The 15,429-nt window shown below is 64.3% G+C and carries 16 protein-coding genes; 12 read left to right on the top strand and 4 right to left on the bottom strand.

Translation table 11 applies throughout. The features are described from left to right. Window positions 1-52 precede the first annotated feature (52 nt). The gene (gene rraA / locus AC3WJU_RS03655) at window positions 53-535 is read right to left on the bottom strand and encodes a ribonuclease E activity regulator RraA (RefSeq protein ID WP_492259139.1); all 483 of its coding nucleotides are present in this window, start codon (window positions 533-535) and stop codon (window positions 53-55) included. A 163-nt stretch (window positions 536-698) separates the two neighbouring features. Between rraA and AC3WJU_RS03660 the strand changes: the two genes are divergently transcribed. The 5 genes from AC3WJU_RS03660 to AC3WJU_RS03680 all read left to right on the top strand — a co-directional run bounded on the left by AC3WJU_RS03660 (window position 699) and on the right by AC3WJU_RS03680 (window position 6,597). After that, the gene (locus AC3WJU_RS03660; RefSeq protein ID WP_332602871.1) at window positions 699-2,027 is read left to right on the top strand and encodes an MFS transporter; all 1,329 of its coding nucleotides are present in this window, start codon (window positions 699-701) and stop codon (window positions 2,025-2,027) included. Window positions 2,028-2,148: 121 nt separating this feature from the next. Continuing rightward, entirely contained in the window at window positions 2,149-2,751 is a 603-nt protein-coding gene (locus AC3WJU_RS03665) for a TetR/AcrR family transcriptional regulator (protein WP_059388712.1), read from the top strand. Between the two features lie 239 nt (window positions 2,752-2,990). Beyond that, window positions 2,991-4,184 (top strand): NAD(P)-dependent malic enzyme, encoded by a 1,194-nt coding sequence (locus AC3WJU_RS03670; protein WP_492259140.1) that lies wholly within the window; start codon window positions 2,991-2,993, stop codon window positions 4,182-4,184. Between the two features lie 363 nt (window positions 4,185-4,547). After that, window positions 4,548-5,930: a sensor histidine kinase gene (locus AC3WJU_RS03675; RefSeq protein WP_492259141.1), complete on the top strand. Its 1,383-nt coding sequence runs from the start codon at window positions 4,548-4,550 to the stop codon at window positions 5,928-5,930. Continuing rightward, the gene (locus tag AC3WJU_RS03680; RefSeq protein ID WP_332602874.1) at window positions 5,923-6,597 is read left to right on the top strand and encodes a response regulator transcription factor; all 675 of its coding nucleotides are present in this window, start codon (window positions 5,923-5,925) and stop codon (window positions 6,595-6,597) included. The genes AC3WJU_RS03675 and AC3WJU_RS03680 overlap by 8 nt, the downstream gene beginning before the upstream one ends. Window positions 6,598-6,680: 83 nt before the next feature. Here the strand turns inward: AC3WJU_RS03680 and AC3WJU_RS03685 are convergent, their stop codons facing one another. Then, window positions 6,681-7,151, bottom strand: a complete 471-nt coding sequence (locus AC3WJU_RS03685) for a DUF4383 domain-containing protein (protein WP_059388710.1) — start codon at window positions 7,149-7,151, stop codon at window positions 6,681-6,683. Between the two features lie 198 nt (window positions 7,152-7,349). On the opposite strand from AC3WJU_RS03685, the gene AC3WJU_RS03690 reads away from it, so the two are divergent. Together AC3WJU_RS03690 and AC3WJU_RS03695 are read left to right on the top strand one after the other, a co-directional pair. Further along, window positions 7,350-8,342, top strand: a complete 993-nt coding sequence (locus tag AC3WJU_RS03690) for a hypothetical protein (protein ID WP_492259142.1) — start codon at window positions 7,350-7,352, stop codon at window positions 8,340-8,342. 53 nt (window positions 8,343-8,395) lie between these two features. Further along, window positions 8,396-8,566, top strand: coding sequence for a hypothetical protein (locus AC3WJU_RS03695; protein WP_492259143.1), 171 nt, complete (start codon window positions 8,396-8,398; stop codon window positions 8,564-8,566). Between the two features lie 75 nt (window positions 8,567-8,641). On the opposite strand, the gene AC3WJU_RS03700 is transcribed toward AC3WJU_RS03695, so the two are convergent. Further along, complete coding sequence (locus AC3WJU_RS03700; protein ID WP_059388707.1) at window positions 8,642-9,277, bottom strand: LysE family translocator; 636 nt, start codon at window positions 9,275-9,277, stop codon at window positions 8,642-8,644. A 103-nt stretch (window positions 9,278-9,380) separates the two neighbouring features. On the opposite strand from AC3WJU_RS03700, the gene AC3WJU_RS03705 reads away from it, so the two are divergent. Together AC3WJU_RS03705 and AC3WJU_RS03710 are read left to right on the top strand one after the other, a co-directional pair. Beyond that, on the top strand, window positions 9,381-9,836 hold the full coding sequence (locus AC3WJU_RS03705; RefSeq protein ID WP_284989253.1) for an Lrp/AsnC family transcriptional regulator: 456 nt from the start codon (window positions 9,381-9,383) through the stop codon (window positions 9,834-9,836). 125 nt (window positions 9,837-9,961) lie between these two features. After that, window positions 9,962-11,749, top strand: a complete 1,788-nt coding sequence (locus AC3WJU_RS03710) for an HNH endonuclease signature motif containing protein (RefSeq protein WP_492259144.1) — start codon at window positions 9,962-9,964, stop codon at window positions 11,747-11,749. 2 nt (window positions 11,750-11,751) lie between these two features. On the opposite strand, the gene AC3WJU_RS03715 is transcribed toward AC3WJU_RS03710, so the two are convergent. Then, window positions 11,752-12,210: an Lrp/AsnC family transcriptional regulator gene (locus AC3WJU_RS03715; RefSeq protein ID WP_306963577.1), complete on the bottom strand. Its 459-nt coding sequence runs from the start codon at window positions 12,208-12,210 to the stop codon at window positions 11,752-11,754. Window positions 12,211-12,476: 266 nt separating this feature from the next. Between AC3WJU_RS03715 and AC3WJU_RS03720 the strand changes: the two genes are divergently transcribed. The 3 genes from AC3WJU_RS03720 (at window position 12,477) to AC3WJU_RS03730 (ending at window position 15,422) form a co-directional block, all read left to right on the top strand. After that, complete coding sequence (locus tag AC3WJU_RS03720; protein WP_332602877.1) at window positions 12,477-13,109, top strand: RraA family protein; 633 nt, start codon at window positions 12,477-12,479, stop codon at window positions 13,107-13,109. 45 nt (window positions 13,110-13,154) lie between these two features. Further along, entirely contained in the window at window positions 13,155-14,504 is a 1,350-nt protein-coding gene (locus AC3WJU_RS03725) for an MFS transporter (RefSeq protein ID WP_441433617.1), read from the top strand. A gap of 114 nt (window positions 14,505-14,618) precedes the next feature. Continuing rightward, window positions 14,619-15,422, top strand: coding sequence for a LamB/YcsF family protein (locus tag AC3WJU_RS03730; protein WP_441433616.1), 804 nt, complete (start codon window positions 14,619-14,621; stop codon window positions 15,420-15,422). Window positions 15,423-15,429 lie beyond the last annotated feature (7 nt).

Genomic DNA, 15,429 nt, shown 5'->3' on the forward strand with positions numbered 1-15,429 from the left:
CTATCCTAATGGCTCCTGTATTCCCTGTCCTACCCGATTGGCGAGAAAAATGTCACCGCTCCACCAGAATCCCGTCAGGATCGCAGTAGATCAGGTTGCCGGGTTCGATGTGCACTCCGTCAATCACCAAGGCGATGTCCACTTCGCCACGGCCCACTTTGGAGCTCTTCTTGGGGTTGCTCCCAAGGGCTTTGACGCCCAAAGGCAGCTTCGCGATCGCCACGCGATCGCGGATGGCGCCATTAATCACGACGCCGGCCCAGCCGTTCGCGACGGCGCCTTCGGCAATCATGTCCCCCATGAGGGCGGTGCGCAGGGAGCCATAACCATCCACCACCAGCACGGCGCCCTCGCCCGGTGTTGCCAGAATGGTCTTCACCAACGCATTGTCCTCAAAGCATTTGATGGTGCGAACGGGGCCGTTGAAGTGGGACATGCCGCCGAGGTCCTGGAACTGCAGTGATATCGACTCGACTTCTTCGGCACGCTCGTCGTAGAGATCGGCGGTGTTGATGGGGTTCGCTGGGCTGTTCATCGTTGATCCTCCTCGGTCCGTTGGAGTTACCCTAACGCGTGCGGACGAGCCATAGCGGGTCCTGGGCTTGCCGGTTGTCCACATACGCGCCTTCATGACAGCCGGGCAGGCTCCCTCGGCGCTAGGCTGAATTCACACGTCCAGAGGCTAGGGGAGTACCGTCATGAGCCTGTCCGATCTGCCCGGTTCATTGCCTGAAAGACCGGTGGCGGATCCTGCCCTCGATCCTTCGCGAACGCAAGGCCCGACGACGGCGCTCGCCGAGCCCGTGGAGCGCGTCCGGTCGCTGTGGGTCACCGGAGTAGTGCTCGTCAATGTTGGCATCAACGCCGCCTTCTTCGGCCCGATCCAGGTTCTGCTTGGACAGCAGGCCATCCACTTTGACGAAGGCCAGAAGGAAGCCATCCTTGCGCTCGTTACGGGATGTGGTGCGGCGGTGTCTATGGTCGCGAATCCCCTGTTTGGAGCGTTCAGCGATCGAACCACGTCCCGCTTCGGACGGCGAGTCCCTTGGGTGCTTTTCGGGGCCATCCTGGGTACCGCCGCATTGCTTGCGCTAGCGGGAGCTCCCAACGTGGCGGTCATGACTATTCTGTGGTGCCTTGTCCAAGGCGGCTGTAATGGGGCCTATGCGGCGATCACGGCGGCTATTCCGGACCGCGTGCCTGTGCCCCAACGCGGCGCGGTCGGCGGCCTTGCGGCCATGGGCCAGACGGTGGGCATTCTCGTTGGCGCAGTCATCGCTTCCGTAGTTTCGGGGAACTTTGCCCTCGGCTACATCCTGTGCGCCGCTGCGCTGCTGGCCGGCGTCGTGCTCTATCTTTTCAAGAATGGCGACGTGCCTCTCGCTCCCGAGGCCAGGCCACCGTTCAAACTGTGGACATTCGTCAAGGGCTTTTGGATCTCGCCTGTCAAATACCCGGACTTCGCGTGGGCATGGTTGACGAGGTTCCTGGTCAATGTCGGCAACCACATGGTCACTTTGTACTTGCTCTTCTTCCTCAAAGATGCCGTGCATATCGAGGAAATGCAGGGGATCAAGCCGGAGTTTGGCGTCCTCATCCTGACAGGCCTTTATGCCGTCATGGTGATCATCACCAGCGTGGTGGGCGGTGCCATCAGCGACCGCATGGGCAAACGCAAACCGTTGGTCATTGCTTCCTCCGTCGTCATCTCGATAGCTGCGTTGATCCTCGCGTTCGAACCCACGTGGACGGGGGCCATTGCGGGTGCCGTGGTGCTCGGCGTGGGCTTCGGTGCGTATCTGGCGGTCGACTTCGCCCTCATTACCCAAGTGCTGCCTGCGGCCTTGGATCGGGGCAGGGACCTTGGGGTCATCAACATCGCCAACTCTTTGCCGCAGGTGATCGCGCCGGCGATTGCCTCGATTTTCGTTGTGTTCTGGGGTGGTTACGTCTCGCTGTATGTGGCCGCAGCGGTCATTGGCTTGCTGGGAGCGGTATTCGTGGTGAAGATCAAGGGCGTCGCGTAGACCTGGGAATCCGTTCTCAGGGAACTGACAACTTGCTGCCGTATCATTGTCAGGACGCGCTCGGTCTATGGGGGGCCGCGCAATCTCCCCGAACGAAGCCCAAACCAACAGAACGCCGGAAATGTCCGAACCGAACTCCTTGGAACCGTATTCGCTGGATCTGGCCGCGGGGTTGCCCCAAATGGCGGCTGCTCCCACCACGCCGAGACAGCTATTGCGCTACGCCCGGATACTGAAGACTGCCGCGGGATTCGCCCAGCGGCAGTTCGATACTGTGAGCCTCTCGGATGTATCCACTCGGGCCCACGTTCCGCTGGGGACGCTCTACCGTTACTTTCCGTCCACCGTCCATCTGATGCTCGCCGTCTACCGGCAGCAGCTCCGCGAACTCAACGACGCCAAGCCGGCATCTTCGAGGTGCAGCCAGCAAGAGCTCACCGGTCTCGGGATGGAAATTTTCCATATGCGAGTCATGCAACCCGCTGTAGAACACTGCCTTTCCCGCACGTGGGACACCCGCGATGGTGACATCCCCGTACTCTTGCGCGATATCGAGGCGCTTTCGGCCGAGATGGTCGCTGCTGCGATCGGCGATGCCGGGAGGGCTCGGATACTGCTCCACGTCATCAGTGGTCTGGTCCAGTCCGTCAACTGCCGCCGGATCTCACTTTTCGACGCAGAGAAGGACCTCAAGAACGCCTGCAAGTTGATTGCGGACGCGTAGCTTTTCGGGGAATCACCGTAATTGGTCTAGACCACTACGACCAAAAGTATGAGTTTAAGACTGGATGTCTCTAGTCTTCCTATCAGGCCCCTGTCTACGAAGACAGGACCCAAGCGGCTAGCAGCCCATATCCGCAGGAGTTTCACCGCACGGACCAGCCACCCTTGGTCCGGCACCGAAGCCTCTATACCTGCCCGAATTGTGCCGTGGGTTCACGGCTAGCCTGAGGAGACAACGACGTGTCCGTCGAGACCATCACCCCTGAACAGAATCTGACTGCCCTGGCGCTGAGTGAAGAGGAAATCTTCACCGCCCACGAAGGCGGCAAGCTCTCCGTGTCCAGCACCGTGCCGCTTTTGAACAAGCGGGACCTTTCTATCGCCTACACGCCCGGCGTCGCCGAAATGAGCCGCGCGATCCACGCGAACCCGGAGCTTGCACGCACGCACACCTGGGCAGAGCGGCTCGTTGTGGTCGTCAGCGATGGGACCGCTGTCCTGGGCCTGGGCGATATCGGACCCAGCGCCTCCCTCCCCGTCATGGAAGGAAAGTCCGCGCTCTTCAAGGCCTTCGGTGATCTTGACTCCATCCCCTTGGTCCTCAACACCACCAACGTGGACGAAATCATCGAGACGCTGGTCCGTCTGCGTCCTAGCTTCGGCGCCGTGAACCTCGAAGACATCTCAGCACCTCGCTGCTTCGAACTCGAAGAGCGCCTCATCGAAGCCCTCGACTGCCCCGTCATGCACGATGACCAACACGGCACCGCCGTCGTGGTTCTCGCGGCCTTGACGAACGCCGCCAAGGTGACCGGCCGTGAGCTCGAAGGACTGAAAGTTGTGGTCTCCGGCGCTGGCGCCGCGGGGATCGCGGTCTCCGAGATCCTGCTGACCGCAGGCGTCAAGGACGTTGTGCTCCTGGATTCCAAGGGCATCATCAACGCCGAGCGCGCCGACCTGGTGGCCGATTCGGGCAGCGTCAAGGCCCGCTTCGCCCAGCGCACCAACCCCCGCGCCCTTTCCGGCGGACCCGCGGAGGCCCTGCAGGGCGCCGACGTGTTCATCGGCGTTTCTTCGTCCAAGCTGGCCGAGGAACACTTGAAGCTCATGAACGAGAACTCGATCGTGTTCGCCCTGTCCAACCCGGACCCGGAAGTCCTGCCCGAGGTCGCCGTCAAGTACGCCGCCGTCGTGGCGACTGGCCGGAGCGACTTCCCGAACCAGATCAACAACGTCCTGGCCTTCCCCGGAATTTTCCGCGGAGCCTTGGACGCCGGCGCACGCCGCATCACACCGGCCATGAAGATCGCCGCGGCCCGCGCCATCGCCGCGCTGGCGGAGGAAGAACTCTCGGCAGACTACATCGTGCCCAGCCCGCTGGATCCCCGTGTTGCCCCTGCGGTCACCGCGGCGGTCGCCGCGGCGGCTGAATAGTCCGCGCGCTTAACCCTACGAGCCGACGACGGCGACCCTCCCGTGCTGGGGAGGGTCGCCGTCGTTCTTTTTGTTCCGCCGTTCGGGATAAGTGAGCGATGGTTTGGGATGTGGGCCGAATAGGTGAGCGAGCGTTTGGGATGTGGGCCGAATAGGTGAGCGAGCGTTTGGGATTTTGGCCCGATATGTGAGCGCGCGTTGGGTTCGACAGACGCTCGCTCACTTATGCCGGCATTTTCCCAAACGCTCGCTCACGTCTCGCGCTGGCTCCAAGGATGAATCCGCTGGCTTCCGGGTGGAGATCGAAGCCCGGAGCGCGGAATCGGCGTTCCCCCGTGCTTGGCCGTGGATAGGGTGGCTGACATGGAACAGACACTGAAAGTTGTACGGCATTGGGGCGCCCCTGCGGCGGCCGTCATTTTCTTCACGCTGTGGTGCGTGGCGGAAGCGGGAAGGATGGGGCCGTGGCCGGGGCTGAACTATTGGCCCGGCACCTGGATGCTCGTTCTGATGACCTTGGCTATAGCTACGGCGGTGTGGAAACCCTATGTGTCACTCGGGCTGACCGCCATCCTTTTGCTCGGTCAATTGATCCATTTCATCCGTGCGCCTTGGCCCAATCATTGGGCGATCTACATCGGTTCGTTCATTGCGCTGGCGTTCATTCTGTGGACCGGGTCCCGCAGGCAGCGGTCGATCGCAGGAGTAGCCAACCTCGTGTTCACAGCCGTCATAACGTTTTTGATGTTGTCGTGGCGATACGGGCAGGGCGTTGGCTGGTTCAGGCCACTATATTCGGGAGACCGGGGCGCCCTGAGTTACTACGGCTGGCAGCTCTTCTCCACCCTGATTTTGATCGCCGCTGGATGTGCCGCCGTCGGCATCGCCTTGGCTCTGTATGAGGACCGGGGCAAGCTCTTCCAGTCCAAGGTCCTCGTCCAAGCAAACCTCAAGGAGACCGAGGTCGAGCTTGTCGTGGAGCAGGAGCGCACGCGGATCGCCCGCGACCTTCACGACGTCTTGGCGCACTCGCTCGCTGTGATCGCCGCGCAGGCCGACGGCACCCGTTATCTCAGCCAGGACCAACCCAAAGCGGTGCTCGACGCCTTGGAGAATATCGCGGTGTCAGCCCGCCACGCACTCGTGGACGCCCAGCGCGTCATTGAGGGAGTGCGCGACGACGGTCTGGTGGCTCCGCAGCCCCGGCTCACCGACGTCGGGCCTCTTGTGGAGCGGATGCGCCAGGGGAGCCTCAAGGTCCAGCAGAGCGAAACCGGAACCCCGGTGGACCTTGGCGCGGGCCAGCAACTCGCGGTATTCCGGATTGTGCAGGAATGCCTGACGAACGCCCTCAAGCACGGCGGACGCGGCACCGCCGTGCGCCTTCATTTCGACTGGAGCGGCCCCGGGCTGACCATGCACGTCGCGTCGGAATTGCCGGCGTCCGTTTCGATTGGGGGGACGGACGACGGCGGTACCGCCGAGCGCGTGGGGCGCGGCATCCCCGGAATGCGCGAGCGTGCCCACCTAGCCGGCGGCTGGCTCAGTTCCGGGCCCGACGGCGAGCAGTTCCGCGTGACGGTGTTCATCCCCTATGGTTCGCGGCCGGCAGCGCTCCTTCCGGAAGGTGGAGCGGAAGAGGAGGGTGTTCCGTCCGTTGAGGGGCTGGAGCAGGAGCCGGCACTGGCTCTCGAGGCCGCCTCGCCGTCGTCGGGCACTGAGCGGGAAAGCGTCGGACGTGGCTGAAACACCGATCACGGTGGCCTTGGTGGACGACCAACCACTGTTCCGCTCCGGCATCCGCATGCTCGTCCAGAGCCAAGCGGACATGGACATGGCTTGGGAGGCCGACGACGGCGAACAAGCCGTGGCGCTCGCGGCCAGGCAGCGGCCGGACGTGATGCTGATGGACCTTCGGATGCCGGTGCTTGACGGAGTGGAGGCCACGCGCCGCATCACGGAGGAAGCCGATGCGGCCGGGGTGGACAAGCCAAAGATCATTGCCTTGACGACCTTCAACAGGGATCAAGCCGTGGTTGACGCCGTGCAGGCGGGCGCGAGCGGATACCTGCTCAAGAGCGCCGAACCGGAATTTCTGCTGGCTGCCATCCGGACCGTGTATTCGGGATACTCGGTGATCGCGCCCGGTTCGGTTCACGAACTCTTCCAGCACGCGGCCAGGACGGTGCCGGTCGCCGGGCCGGACCTCGCCGTGATGGACGAGTTGTCGCCGCGCGAGCGGGATGTGTTCCTCCTGGCGGCCAAAGGCTTGGGGAACGCCGAGATGGCGCAGAGCCTGTTTGTCTCCGAGGCGACAGTGAAATCCCACCTACGCAGTGTGCTCAGCAAGCTCGGGCTGCGTACCAGGCTTCAGCTAGTGGCCTTTGCCTACGAACATCGGCTTCTCGGGTAGGCACCCCGGACGCAAAGGCGGCGGCCGCCCGAAAGGGACGGTCGCCGTCGTGCAACTGCAGAGTGCTGCAGAGTGAGGGGGCGCTACATGGCGCGGCCCTTCGACTCCTCCCTTACATCGCGTCCAAGCCATAGCCCAACGGCAACCATGACAACACCGAGAACCAGGTGCAGCCAGTCGTCCGCAGCGTTCATGGGCACGAAGTCAGCGCTCATGTTCGACATGGTGATCAGGCCGTAGATCCACAAGACGAGGTAGATTGCGCCGCCACCGATGAGGTAACCGCGCGCCATCCTTCCAGTCCTTGCGAAGTACAGGCCTGCTGCGCCGAACAGCAAATGGACAATATTGTGCAGGACGGATACTTGGAAGACTCCAAGAAGCATGGCGCCCGAGTCATGTCCTGCGAAGGTCATGGCGCCGTAATTGCTGGTGATGCCCGGGATAAATCCCAAGACGCCAACAGCCAGGAAAACCCAGCCCAAAATCAGTGCTGAGTTGTGGAGCGTCAGCCCCATCGCGTGGTGCTGCGCGGGGTGTGAAGCAGTAGTCATAGCTCCTCCCGATCACGATTTCCATCGGCCCTTCAAATGGAGGGCCGTATCGCGGCAAGGAGTCGGAAACCCTGCCGACGAGGATATCTTACTCCCGAAAACCCCGGAAATAGAGGGGAGAGGCCGGGACAAGCGCAGTTAGCATGGTTCTGTGATGCCCGATTCTGCGACGCTTTATCCCGTGATGGCAGTGCAACCGTGAGTGAGCCATCGGTTCCCGGAGTGCGCGGAGCGATTTTCGGGGACACCCGGGACATCACGCCGTTCCGGAACGGACATGTCCGCACATCGGTAGGTGGACTGGCTGAGGGCTTGGGCGGTGCGATTTGGGGCGTCCTGAGAGGAAAAGCCGCAGGCCGGATCGACATCGCGGGGGACGTCCCCAGGCTCAAACGGCTGGCTGGCAAGACCGCCAAATCGGTGTACGACGCGGTCTTCACCAGCACGGAACCGGATCGGCTCATCACCCTGGCGCGTACCTACCCGGGCTGGGCTGGCCTCTGCTACGTGATTGCCGGGCTGCTTGTGTACAAGCACGGAGGATATCTCCGGGCCTCGGAACTTCTGCAACGGGGCTTGTCCATCCGGATCGACGACGCCGCCAGCCAGTTCTCATCAAGCTACCTTCGCAGGGTGGTGACGCGGATCGAGGTGGCGGAGCGGATCGACGTTTCAGTGCTGTTCAGCGAGGAATCCGTGTTCCTCGCCCTCTCGCATTGCTTCAGGGAGACGGGCCAGACGGCGGAAGCGCTGGACTCCCTGGCCAGCTTGCCGCCGTCGTTGCCCTCCGCCTTGGCCCGCTGCACCGCGGCGGCGGCGCTCGAGCGGCACGCCGACGTCGTCGCCTGGACTGAGGGGCTCCGCAACACGGACGACCTCTCGGCGGCGCTGCTGCTGATTCGGGCACAGTCGCTCAGGATGTTGGGGGAGCGGGAGGCGGCGCAGGCCGCGCTTGAGGAGGTACTCCGCAGGAAGAAGACCAGCCTCGCCTTGCGGAACGACGCCCTCACGGACCGGGCCCTCTCGAAGCTTGAGGTCAGGCGGAGGACGCCCAAGCCGAGGCCCTTTGTCGCTGAGCGGGTCCGGCGCGGCAAGACGGAGGACGCTGAGCTGGATGCGGTCGATGGGATTCGCAAGGACATCGAGATACGCCGAATGTGGAACAAGGGCTTCGGCGAGCCGGGCGACTAAAGCAGGGGCCAATGCAGGGCGGCTACGCCCGACGCGTGCGAATGATTCCCCGAATGGAGACCCCCACGGCGCCGACAAGTGGGAGCAGCATTGCCCCCATCGCTGCCTCCGCCGAATCCAAAGGACACCAGCGCTACCGGAATCAGTTCTTCTCCGGCGATCTGCAGGGGCGGGCCGTACGCCCTCGATACGCCGACCTTCTTGAAGGCCTCCACGAGAGCTGAAAAGTCATCGGACATGAAGCCGACCATAGGCTGCCTCGCCCAAGAACACCAGAGCGAGATAGCCCAGCGGCCGTGTCACCGGAGCATCGGAAGTAGCTGCTCGCCGAGCAGGACAGCCCCGAGGCCCACCATGATGATGCCGCTCGCAAGGGTCACCACACGCGCGGCCGAAGGCCGGGACTGCAGCAGCTTCCGCGAGCCGAGGGCCACCACCGTGTAAATGATGCCTGCGAATAGGACGAACGTGAGGCCCAGCACGCCTGACTGCACCGGCACCGGCAACGACGCCTCCGGGCTCACGAATTGCGGCACAAGCGCCAGGAAGAACAGCAGGCCCTTGGGGTTGATGCCGCTTGTACCCATGCCTTGCAGGAAGGTGCGCAATTGGTTTCGGGACTGCCCGACGGCGTCATCCGCACTGAAGCTCGCGCCGCGCCACGAGCGCATGGTGCTCACGCCGAGCCAGAGCAAGTACGCGGCACCCGCGATCGTCAGCCAGCCAAGAAGCCCCGGAACGCCCGTCAAAACGGCGGCGAGTCCGGCCACCAGGAGGGCCGTGTGCAACACATAGCCGCTGCACAGGCCGGCCACAGCGGGGAGGAAACTGCGCTGCCGAAGGCCAGCGGCAATCGAATACGCCCAATCGACGCCCGGGGTGCACGCCAAGGTGACGGCGACAATGACGAAGGCGAGGAAAAGCTGGGGATTCATGATGGCTCCTGGCTGGCGGTTACACCATGAACTTTATGGAAAATCGGCCCATAAGTGTTCCTATTTTTAGCCAGGCTTGCCGGGGTTTCGGTAAGATATTTGCGTGATTGATGGAATCGATAGAACTATTTTGCGCCACCTCAAAGAGGATGGCCGAATGACTGCCACCGCGCTCGCCGCAAAGGTGGGACTGACCGTGGCTCCGTGCCATCGCAGACTGCGGGATCTCGAAGCTTCCGGGGTCATCCGTGGGTACAGGGCAGACATCGATCCTGGGGCGATTGGCCTCGGATTCGAGGCGATAGTCTTTGTGACCCTGCGCCAGGCTGACCGCACCACGATGTCGGAGTTCGAAGACCGGGTGGCAGCCATTCCGAACATCGTCGAGGCCCAGAGACTCTTCGGCTCGCCGGACTACCTCCTCCGCGTGATCGCAGCCGATCTCCCGGCCTACCAGCGCTTCTACGACGACCAACTCTCGGCGCTTCCCGCCGTCGAGCGCCTCAACTCGACGTTGGTGATGAAGAACCTCAAGCCGAACGCGGGACCGCCGGTCTGAGTTCGGTTTCCACGACGGAACCGGTCGGGGCCTTGGGATTCGTTGCCGAGCCAACGTCGGTAGGTATCGGTGGCTTGGTTCCGGGGCCGGCTAAAAATGTCGTAGCCTCCTGGCAGAGTGTTTCCATGGAAGCGATCGGATGCGTCGACACCCGGCAGGGCCTTGGGTCCGGTGGGCTTTTCGTGGCGTCGCATCGTGCCCGTGGTCGGCGCGTGGCCGGGGGCCCGGGCACGCCTCCGGGCGGGCTGGTGTTGGTGGATCCGCGCGGGCGGGGCGGCCGGCTGGCCGTTCTGGACGGGGCCGTGGCGGCAGCGAGGTCTTTGGCGGACAAAGCCGCGGACGACGTCGGAGTCCTGGGTTTCGAAGAGGCTGTTGCGTTCGCGTCCGGGGTGGAGGAGCTCTCCCGGACCCTGGACTATCTCCAGGTGGCCGCCGCTGCCGGGCTGGACAGGGCCCGGAACGATGAACCCGTCAGCCGGCAGGGCTGGACAACGGGCTGGGCCGCCGGCGCGGATCCAGGCGCCGGCGCGGGCTGGACGTCCGGGACCACGGCGGGCCCCGCGGACGTGCAGGCCGGTGCGGCTTCTTCCCCGGGAACGGGCAGCGCCCGGGGCGGGGAGTTCAGGTCCACGGCCGAGCACCTGCGGTCCTTGCTGCGGATCGGTGCCGCCGAGGCCAGGCGCCGGCTCGCCCTCGCCCGGGAGCTGCTGCCGGGCCGGAGCCTCACCGGGCAAACGGTCCCTGCCCGGCACGGGGAAACCGCCGCGGCGCTGGCGTCCGGGGTGATCGGGTCCCGCTCGGCCGGGATCATCACGATGGCCGTGGCGAAGGTGCGCCCGCTGTGCAGCCCGGAAAAGGCCACGGAAATGGAATACGCCCTGGCCCGCACCGCGGAGGAAAACGACCAGGACTTCCTGGCCAGGGTGGCCCGGCGCTGGATCGAGGCGATCGACCAGGACGGACCGGAACCGTCCGAAGAATCCCTCCGCCACCACCAAGGAGCGTTCCTGCGCCGCCCCAAACACGGCCTGGCGCATGTGGAGATCTTCGCCACCACCGAGCAATACGAACACCTGCTCACGGTCATGAACACCGCCACCAACCCCCGAACCCGCACACCCCAGGGCGCAGCAACCCAGGGCACAGCTCAGGTCTGCGCGGAGCCTTCCGGCGATTCGTCCGGCGAGGCATCCGGCGATTCCCCCGGCGAGTCGTCCGGGAGTGCCGGGGCGCCGGACCGGCGGTCGCGGGCGCAGAAGCTCCTGGACGGTCTGGTCGGTGCCTGCAAGATCGCCCTGGCCGCGGGATCCCTGCCTGCCACGGGCGGCCACCGCCCGCAGATCCTGGCCACCATCGACCACCGCGACCTCTTCCCCCAGGACCACCGGGATCCGCACACCGGGCAAGCTTCGCAAGACGGGCAGCCTTCCCGGCCCGGCCACCCCGCACTCTTTGGCGTACCCGCCCGGCCCGGGCAACCCGGGCGAGGTCTGGACACCGGGTCCTTCACGTTCACCGGGCCCGCCCCGGCCGCCACGCTGCGCAAACTGGCCTGCGACGCCGACATCATCCCCGTGGTCCTGGGCGGCGAGGGCCAGGTCCTGGACATCGGACGGGCCTCACGGATCTTCCCGCCGCACATCCGCAAGGCCGTCACCGCGCGGGACAAGGGCTGCGCTTTCCCCGGGTGCACCATGCCGGCCCCTTGGTGCGAGGCCCACCATATCGAGTACTGGTCCCGCGGCGGAGTCACGAGCGCCGCGAACGGGACGTTGCTCTGTAGCCATCACCATCATCTGATCCACAAGGAAGACTGGCACATCCAGGTCCAAGCGGGCGTGCCCTGGTTCATCCCGCCACCGCACATCGACCCGCACCGCAAACCCCGCAGAAACCACTACTTCCAAATATGACCTCAGCCTTGCAGCAACCCTGTCGTCCGGTACGGAATCACCTCGCGCAGGAACATGCTGGTGGACGTGCGCACGATCCCCGGGCACAGCCTGATCTCTTCGGACACCCGGTATAGATCGTCCGGGCTCGTTGCGACCACGCGGATGATGAGGTCGGTGTCCCCGGCCGGCGCATGGCATTCAAGCACCTCTGGGATGTTGCGCAGGGCCGCGATCGCCTCGTTCAGCCGGCTCTGATCCAGCTCCGCACTCACCGCCGCCGCAACGCCCCGTCCGAGTGCGGAAGGCAGTACGCGGCTGCTGTTCGGACGCAAGGCGCCTGACGCCGTCATGCGCTCCAGGCGCGACTGGACCGTCCCGCGCGCCAGGCCCAAGCGCTGGGCGAGGACCATGATCGGCACACGGGGGTCGTCGTCGAGCGCGGCAAGGATGCGCTTGTCCGTTGAATCCAATTCCTGCATCGCTGCTGCTTTCTGCCTGGTCGCTCAAGGTTCGACTGGTCAAAATGTCCAACCAGATACCATTCTCCCGCACAATCCCAGCACCGAGGCCCGACGACGCGAGCGAGCCGCCCCGAGCCGTGGTTGCGAATCATTTACATGCCCGTAACGGGAAACCCTTGACGGCGTGAATTTAAAACGCGAAACTCTTCTCATATGTGATTGACGTCTCAAGACGATCGACGCCCAAAGCGCCGGCTCTTGGGAAGAAACCAAAGGCGAAGAAAATGGCAACAACACTCGAACTGACCGTCCGCACCGCATCCTGGACCCGGCCGCCCCGCGAACTGGTCCGAGCGTTCGAGGCGTTCCCCGTGGCAAACATCGGTGACGCTATGGAGCGGCTCGGAATCGTCGACGGCGGGATCAGCCCGGTCTGGGAAGGCGCCCGCTGCGTCGGCTCGGCCCTCCCCGTGCTGGGCGCCGCCGGCGACAATGCCGCCGTCATCGAAGCGCTGAACTACATCCAGCCCGGCGATGTGGTGGTCATCAACGGCTTCGGCCACGAACACCGTGCCTTGGTGGGCGAGCAGCTGTCCCAGCGTTTCGAAGCCGCGGGCGCCACCGGAGCCATCATTGATGGCTACATCCGGGACCGCGCCACCATCACCGAAATCAAGTTCCCCGTCTTTGCCCGGGGTGTCACCCCTGCGGGTCCGTTCAAGAACGGCCCCGGAGTCATCGGCGAACCCGTCGCCATCGGCGGCATCGTCTGCTCGGCGGGCGACATCGTCGCCGCCGATGACGACGGAGTGGTCATCATCCCCCAGGCCCGTGCCGCGGAAATCCTGGAACGAGTCATCGCCGTGGCCGCGCACGAGGCCGAGATGACAGCGGAAATCACCCGCGAATACAGCTAGCGCTTTCTCCCACCCCAGCCCCCTCATAGACTGAAAGCACCCACCATGACAAAGCAATCGACGGACTCAGTGGAACTGAACACCGCTCAAATCAAAGTCGTAACCGCTGACGGCAGGATGGTGCGCAAAGCAACCTTTGCCGGCACCATGGGTTCCTTCGTGGAATGGTACGACTACGGCATCTACGGCCTGCTCACCACGTACCTGGCCATCAACATCATGGGTTCCAAGGACATCGGATCCTTGCTCCTGACCAACGTCGGATTCCTGGTGAGCTTCCTGGCCCGTCCCTTCGGCAGCGTCATCTGTGGATTCCTGGGCGACAGGCTGGGCCGCAAGAACCTGCTCGCTGTGCTCCTGCTCCTCATCTCCGGGGCCACGGCCTGCATTGGCCTCATCCCGTCGTACTCGGTCATCTTCTGGGCCGCTCCCGCATTGCTGATCCTGTTCCGGATCCTCCAGGGATTCTCGGCCGGTGGCGAAGTGGCAGGCGCCATGGCCTTCGTCGGAGAGTATGCCCACAACAAGCACCGCAACTACTCCATGAGCTTCATTGCGGTCGGTTCCTTTTGCGCTCTCCTCTTCGGCAGTGCCATTTCCGCAGGCCTCATCACCGCCCTCGGAGATTCCACCATGGAGGCCTGGGCCTGGAGGATTCCGTTCCTCTTCGCCCTGCCCCTGGGCTACGTCGGCTTCTATATCCGCTCCAAGATGGAAGACACCCCCCACTTCGCGGCACTGCGTGAGCGCAACGAGGTGGAACGCAACCCGCTGCGCACCGTCTTCACCTCCAAGCGCCACCTCAAGGCCATCGCCCTGACCATCTTCCTTCCGGCACTGAACGGTCCCGGCTACTACCTCCTGTTCGCCTACATGCCCACGTACCTGAAGACCCAGCTTGGCTCCGGACACAACTTCACGATGCTCCAGGCGCTCCTCGTCACCGCCGTCAGCCTGGTGGCCATCATCATCGCGATCCCGCTCATGGCGCGCTTGTCCGACCGCATCGGCCGCAAACCCGTATTGGCTCTCTCCGCCGTGCTCATGGCCGTGGTTTCGTACCCGATGTTCGCCATGATCACCACGGGCAACATGCCGCTGGCCTGCGTTGCCACGATCGTGATGGCTATCGCGTTCTCCGGCCACGCCGCGGTCGTCCACACCGTCCTGACCGAAATGTTCCCCACCACGGTCCGCTACAGCGCGTACAGCATCGGCTTCAGCATCAGCACCATCATCTTCGGCGGAAGCGCCCCGCTGGTCATGACGGAACTCATCAAGGCCACCGGCAACAGCATGGTTCCCGCCTACGCCTCGATCGGGACGGCCATCATCACGCTCGTCTCGGTCTACTTCCTGAAGGAAACCAAGGGCCAGCCCCTGCAGACTCACTAGCCAGACCAGAACCCCGACGGCGGTGGCCGCCCGCCACTGGAACGGCAGCCGCCGCCGTCGAACCCTAAGCAAGACAACAGAACCTCCTAACCAGGAACAGAAGCAGGAGCCACCTTGAGCATCAATTCAGTCGCCGTCGTCGCAGACCTCGGCGAAAGCTACGGTAACTACACGATCGGCGACGACGACGCCCTGCTCGGCCTCGTCACCGCCTCCAACATCGCCTGCGGCTTCCACGCCGGCGATCCGAGGGTCATGGATGCCACCGTCAAGGCCTGCGTGGAGCGCGGCATCGAACTCGGCGCCCACCCCGGATACCCGGACCTGGTGGGCTTCGGCCGCAGGCTCATCGAAGCCAGCGAAGAAGAAATCCGCACCGACGTCCTCTACCAGATCGGCGCCCTGGACGCGTTCGCCCGCATCCATGGCGGCAAGATCAGCCACGTAGCCCCGCACGGCCGGATGGGTAGCATCGCCCAGACCGACGCCAAGCACGCCCGCGCCATCACGGATGCCATCAAGGCCTACGACCCCTCCTACATCGTGATCTGCCAGAACGGCCTCCTGGCCGATGAATCCCGCAAGCGCGGACTTCAGGTGGGCTACGTCTTCCTCGCAGACCGCGGCTACGGCGAAGACGGCATGCCGGTCTCGCGAAACAGGGAAGGCGCACTCCTGCACGACCCCGAGGAAATCGGCCGCCGCGTGGTCCAGGTGGTGACCGAAGGGACCGTTCGCGCCGTCACCGGGAAGGTGGTCCCGCTGGGCCACGATGCCGACGTCGTCCTCCTCCACGGCGACCACCCGCAGGTCCTGCAGAACGGCACCGCACTGCGTGCGGCCCTCGACAAGGCGGGCATCAAAGCCACAGGCCTCCAGGAAGTCCTCGCCGAAAAGGCCCGGCTCGCCACGGTCTGAAGCTGAA

It is taken from the genome of Arthrobacter sp. FW306-1B-F12A (assembly GCF_058781865.1).

Excerpts from the sequence above, each read along its gene's own strand:
- AC3WJU_RS03665 (WP_059388712.1), top strand. The coding sequence starts at position 2,149 with ATGTCCGAACCGAACTCCTTGGAACCGTATTCGCTGGATCTGGCCGCG.
- AC3WJU_RS03695 (WP_492259143.1), top strand. The coding sequence starts at position 8,396 with ATGGAGACCCCCACGGCGCCGACAAGTGGGAGCAGCATTGCCCCCATC.
- AC3WJU_RS03700 (WP_059388707.1), bottom strand. The coding sequence starts at position 9,277 with ATGAATCCCCAGCTTTTCCTCGCCTTCGTCATTGTCGCCGTCACCTTG.
- rraA (WP_492259139.1), bottom strand. The coding sequence starts at position 535 with ATGAACAGCCCAGCGAACCCCATCAACACCGCCGATCTCTACGACGAG.
- AC3WJU_RS03675 (WP_492259141.1), top strand. The coding sequence starts at position 4,548 with ATGGAACAGACACTGAAAGTTGTACGGCATTGGGGCGCCCCTGCGGCG.
- AC3WJU_RS03710 (WP_492259144.1), top strand. The coding sequence starts at position 9,962 with ATGGAAGCGATCGGATGCGTCGACACCCGGCAGGGCCTTGGGTCCGGT.
- AC3WJU_RS03660 (WP_332602871.1), top strand. The coding sequence starts at position 699 with ATGAGCCTGTCCGATCTGCCCGGTTCATTGCCTGAAAGACCGGTGGCG.
- AC3WJU_RS03720 (WP_332602877.1), top strand. The coding sequence starts at position 12,477 with ATGGCAACAACACTCGAACTGACCGTCCGCACCGCATCCTGGACCCGG.
- AC3WJU_RS03725 (WP_441433617.1), top strand. The coding sequence starts at position 13,155 with ATGACAAAGCAATCGACGGACTCAGTGGAACTGAACACCGCTCAAATC.
- AC3WJU_RS03685 (WP_059388710.1), bottom strand. The coding sequence starts at position 7,151 with ATGACTACTGCTTCACACCCCGCGCAGCACCACGCGATGGGGCTGACG.
- AC3WJU_RS03715 (WP_306963577.1), bottom strand. The coding sequence starts at position 12,210 with ATGCAGGAATTGGATTCAACGGACAAGCGCATCCTTGCCGCGCTCGAC.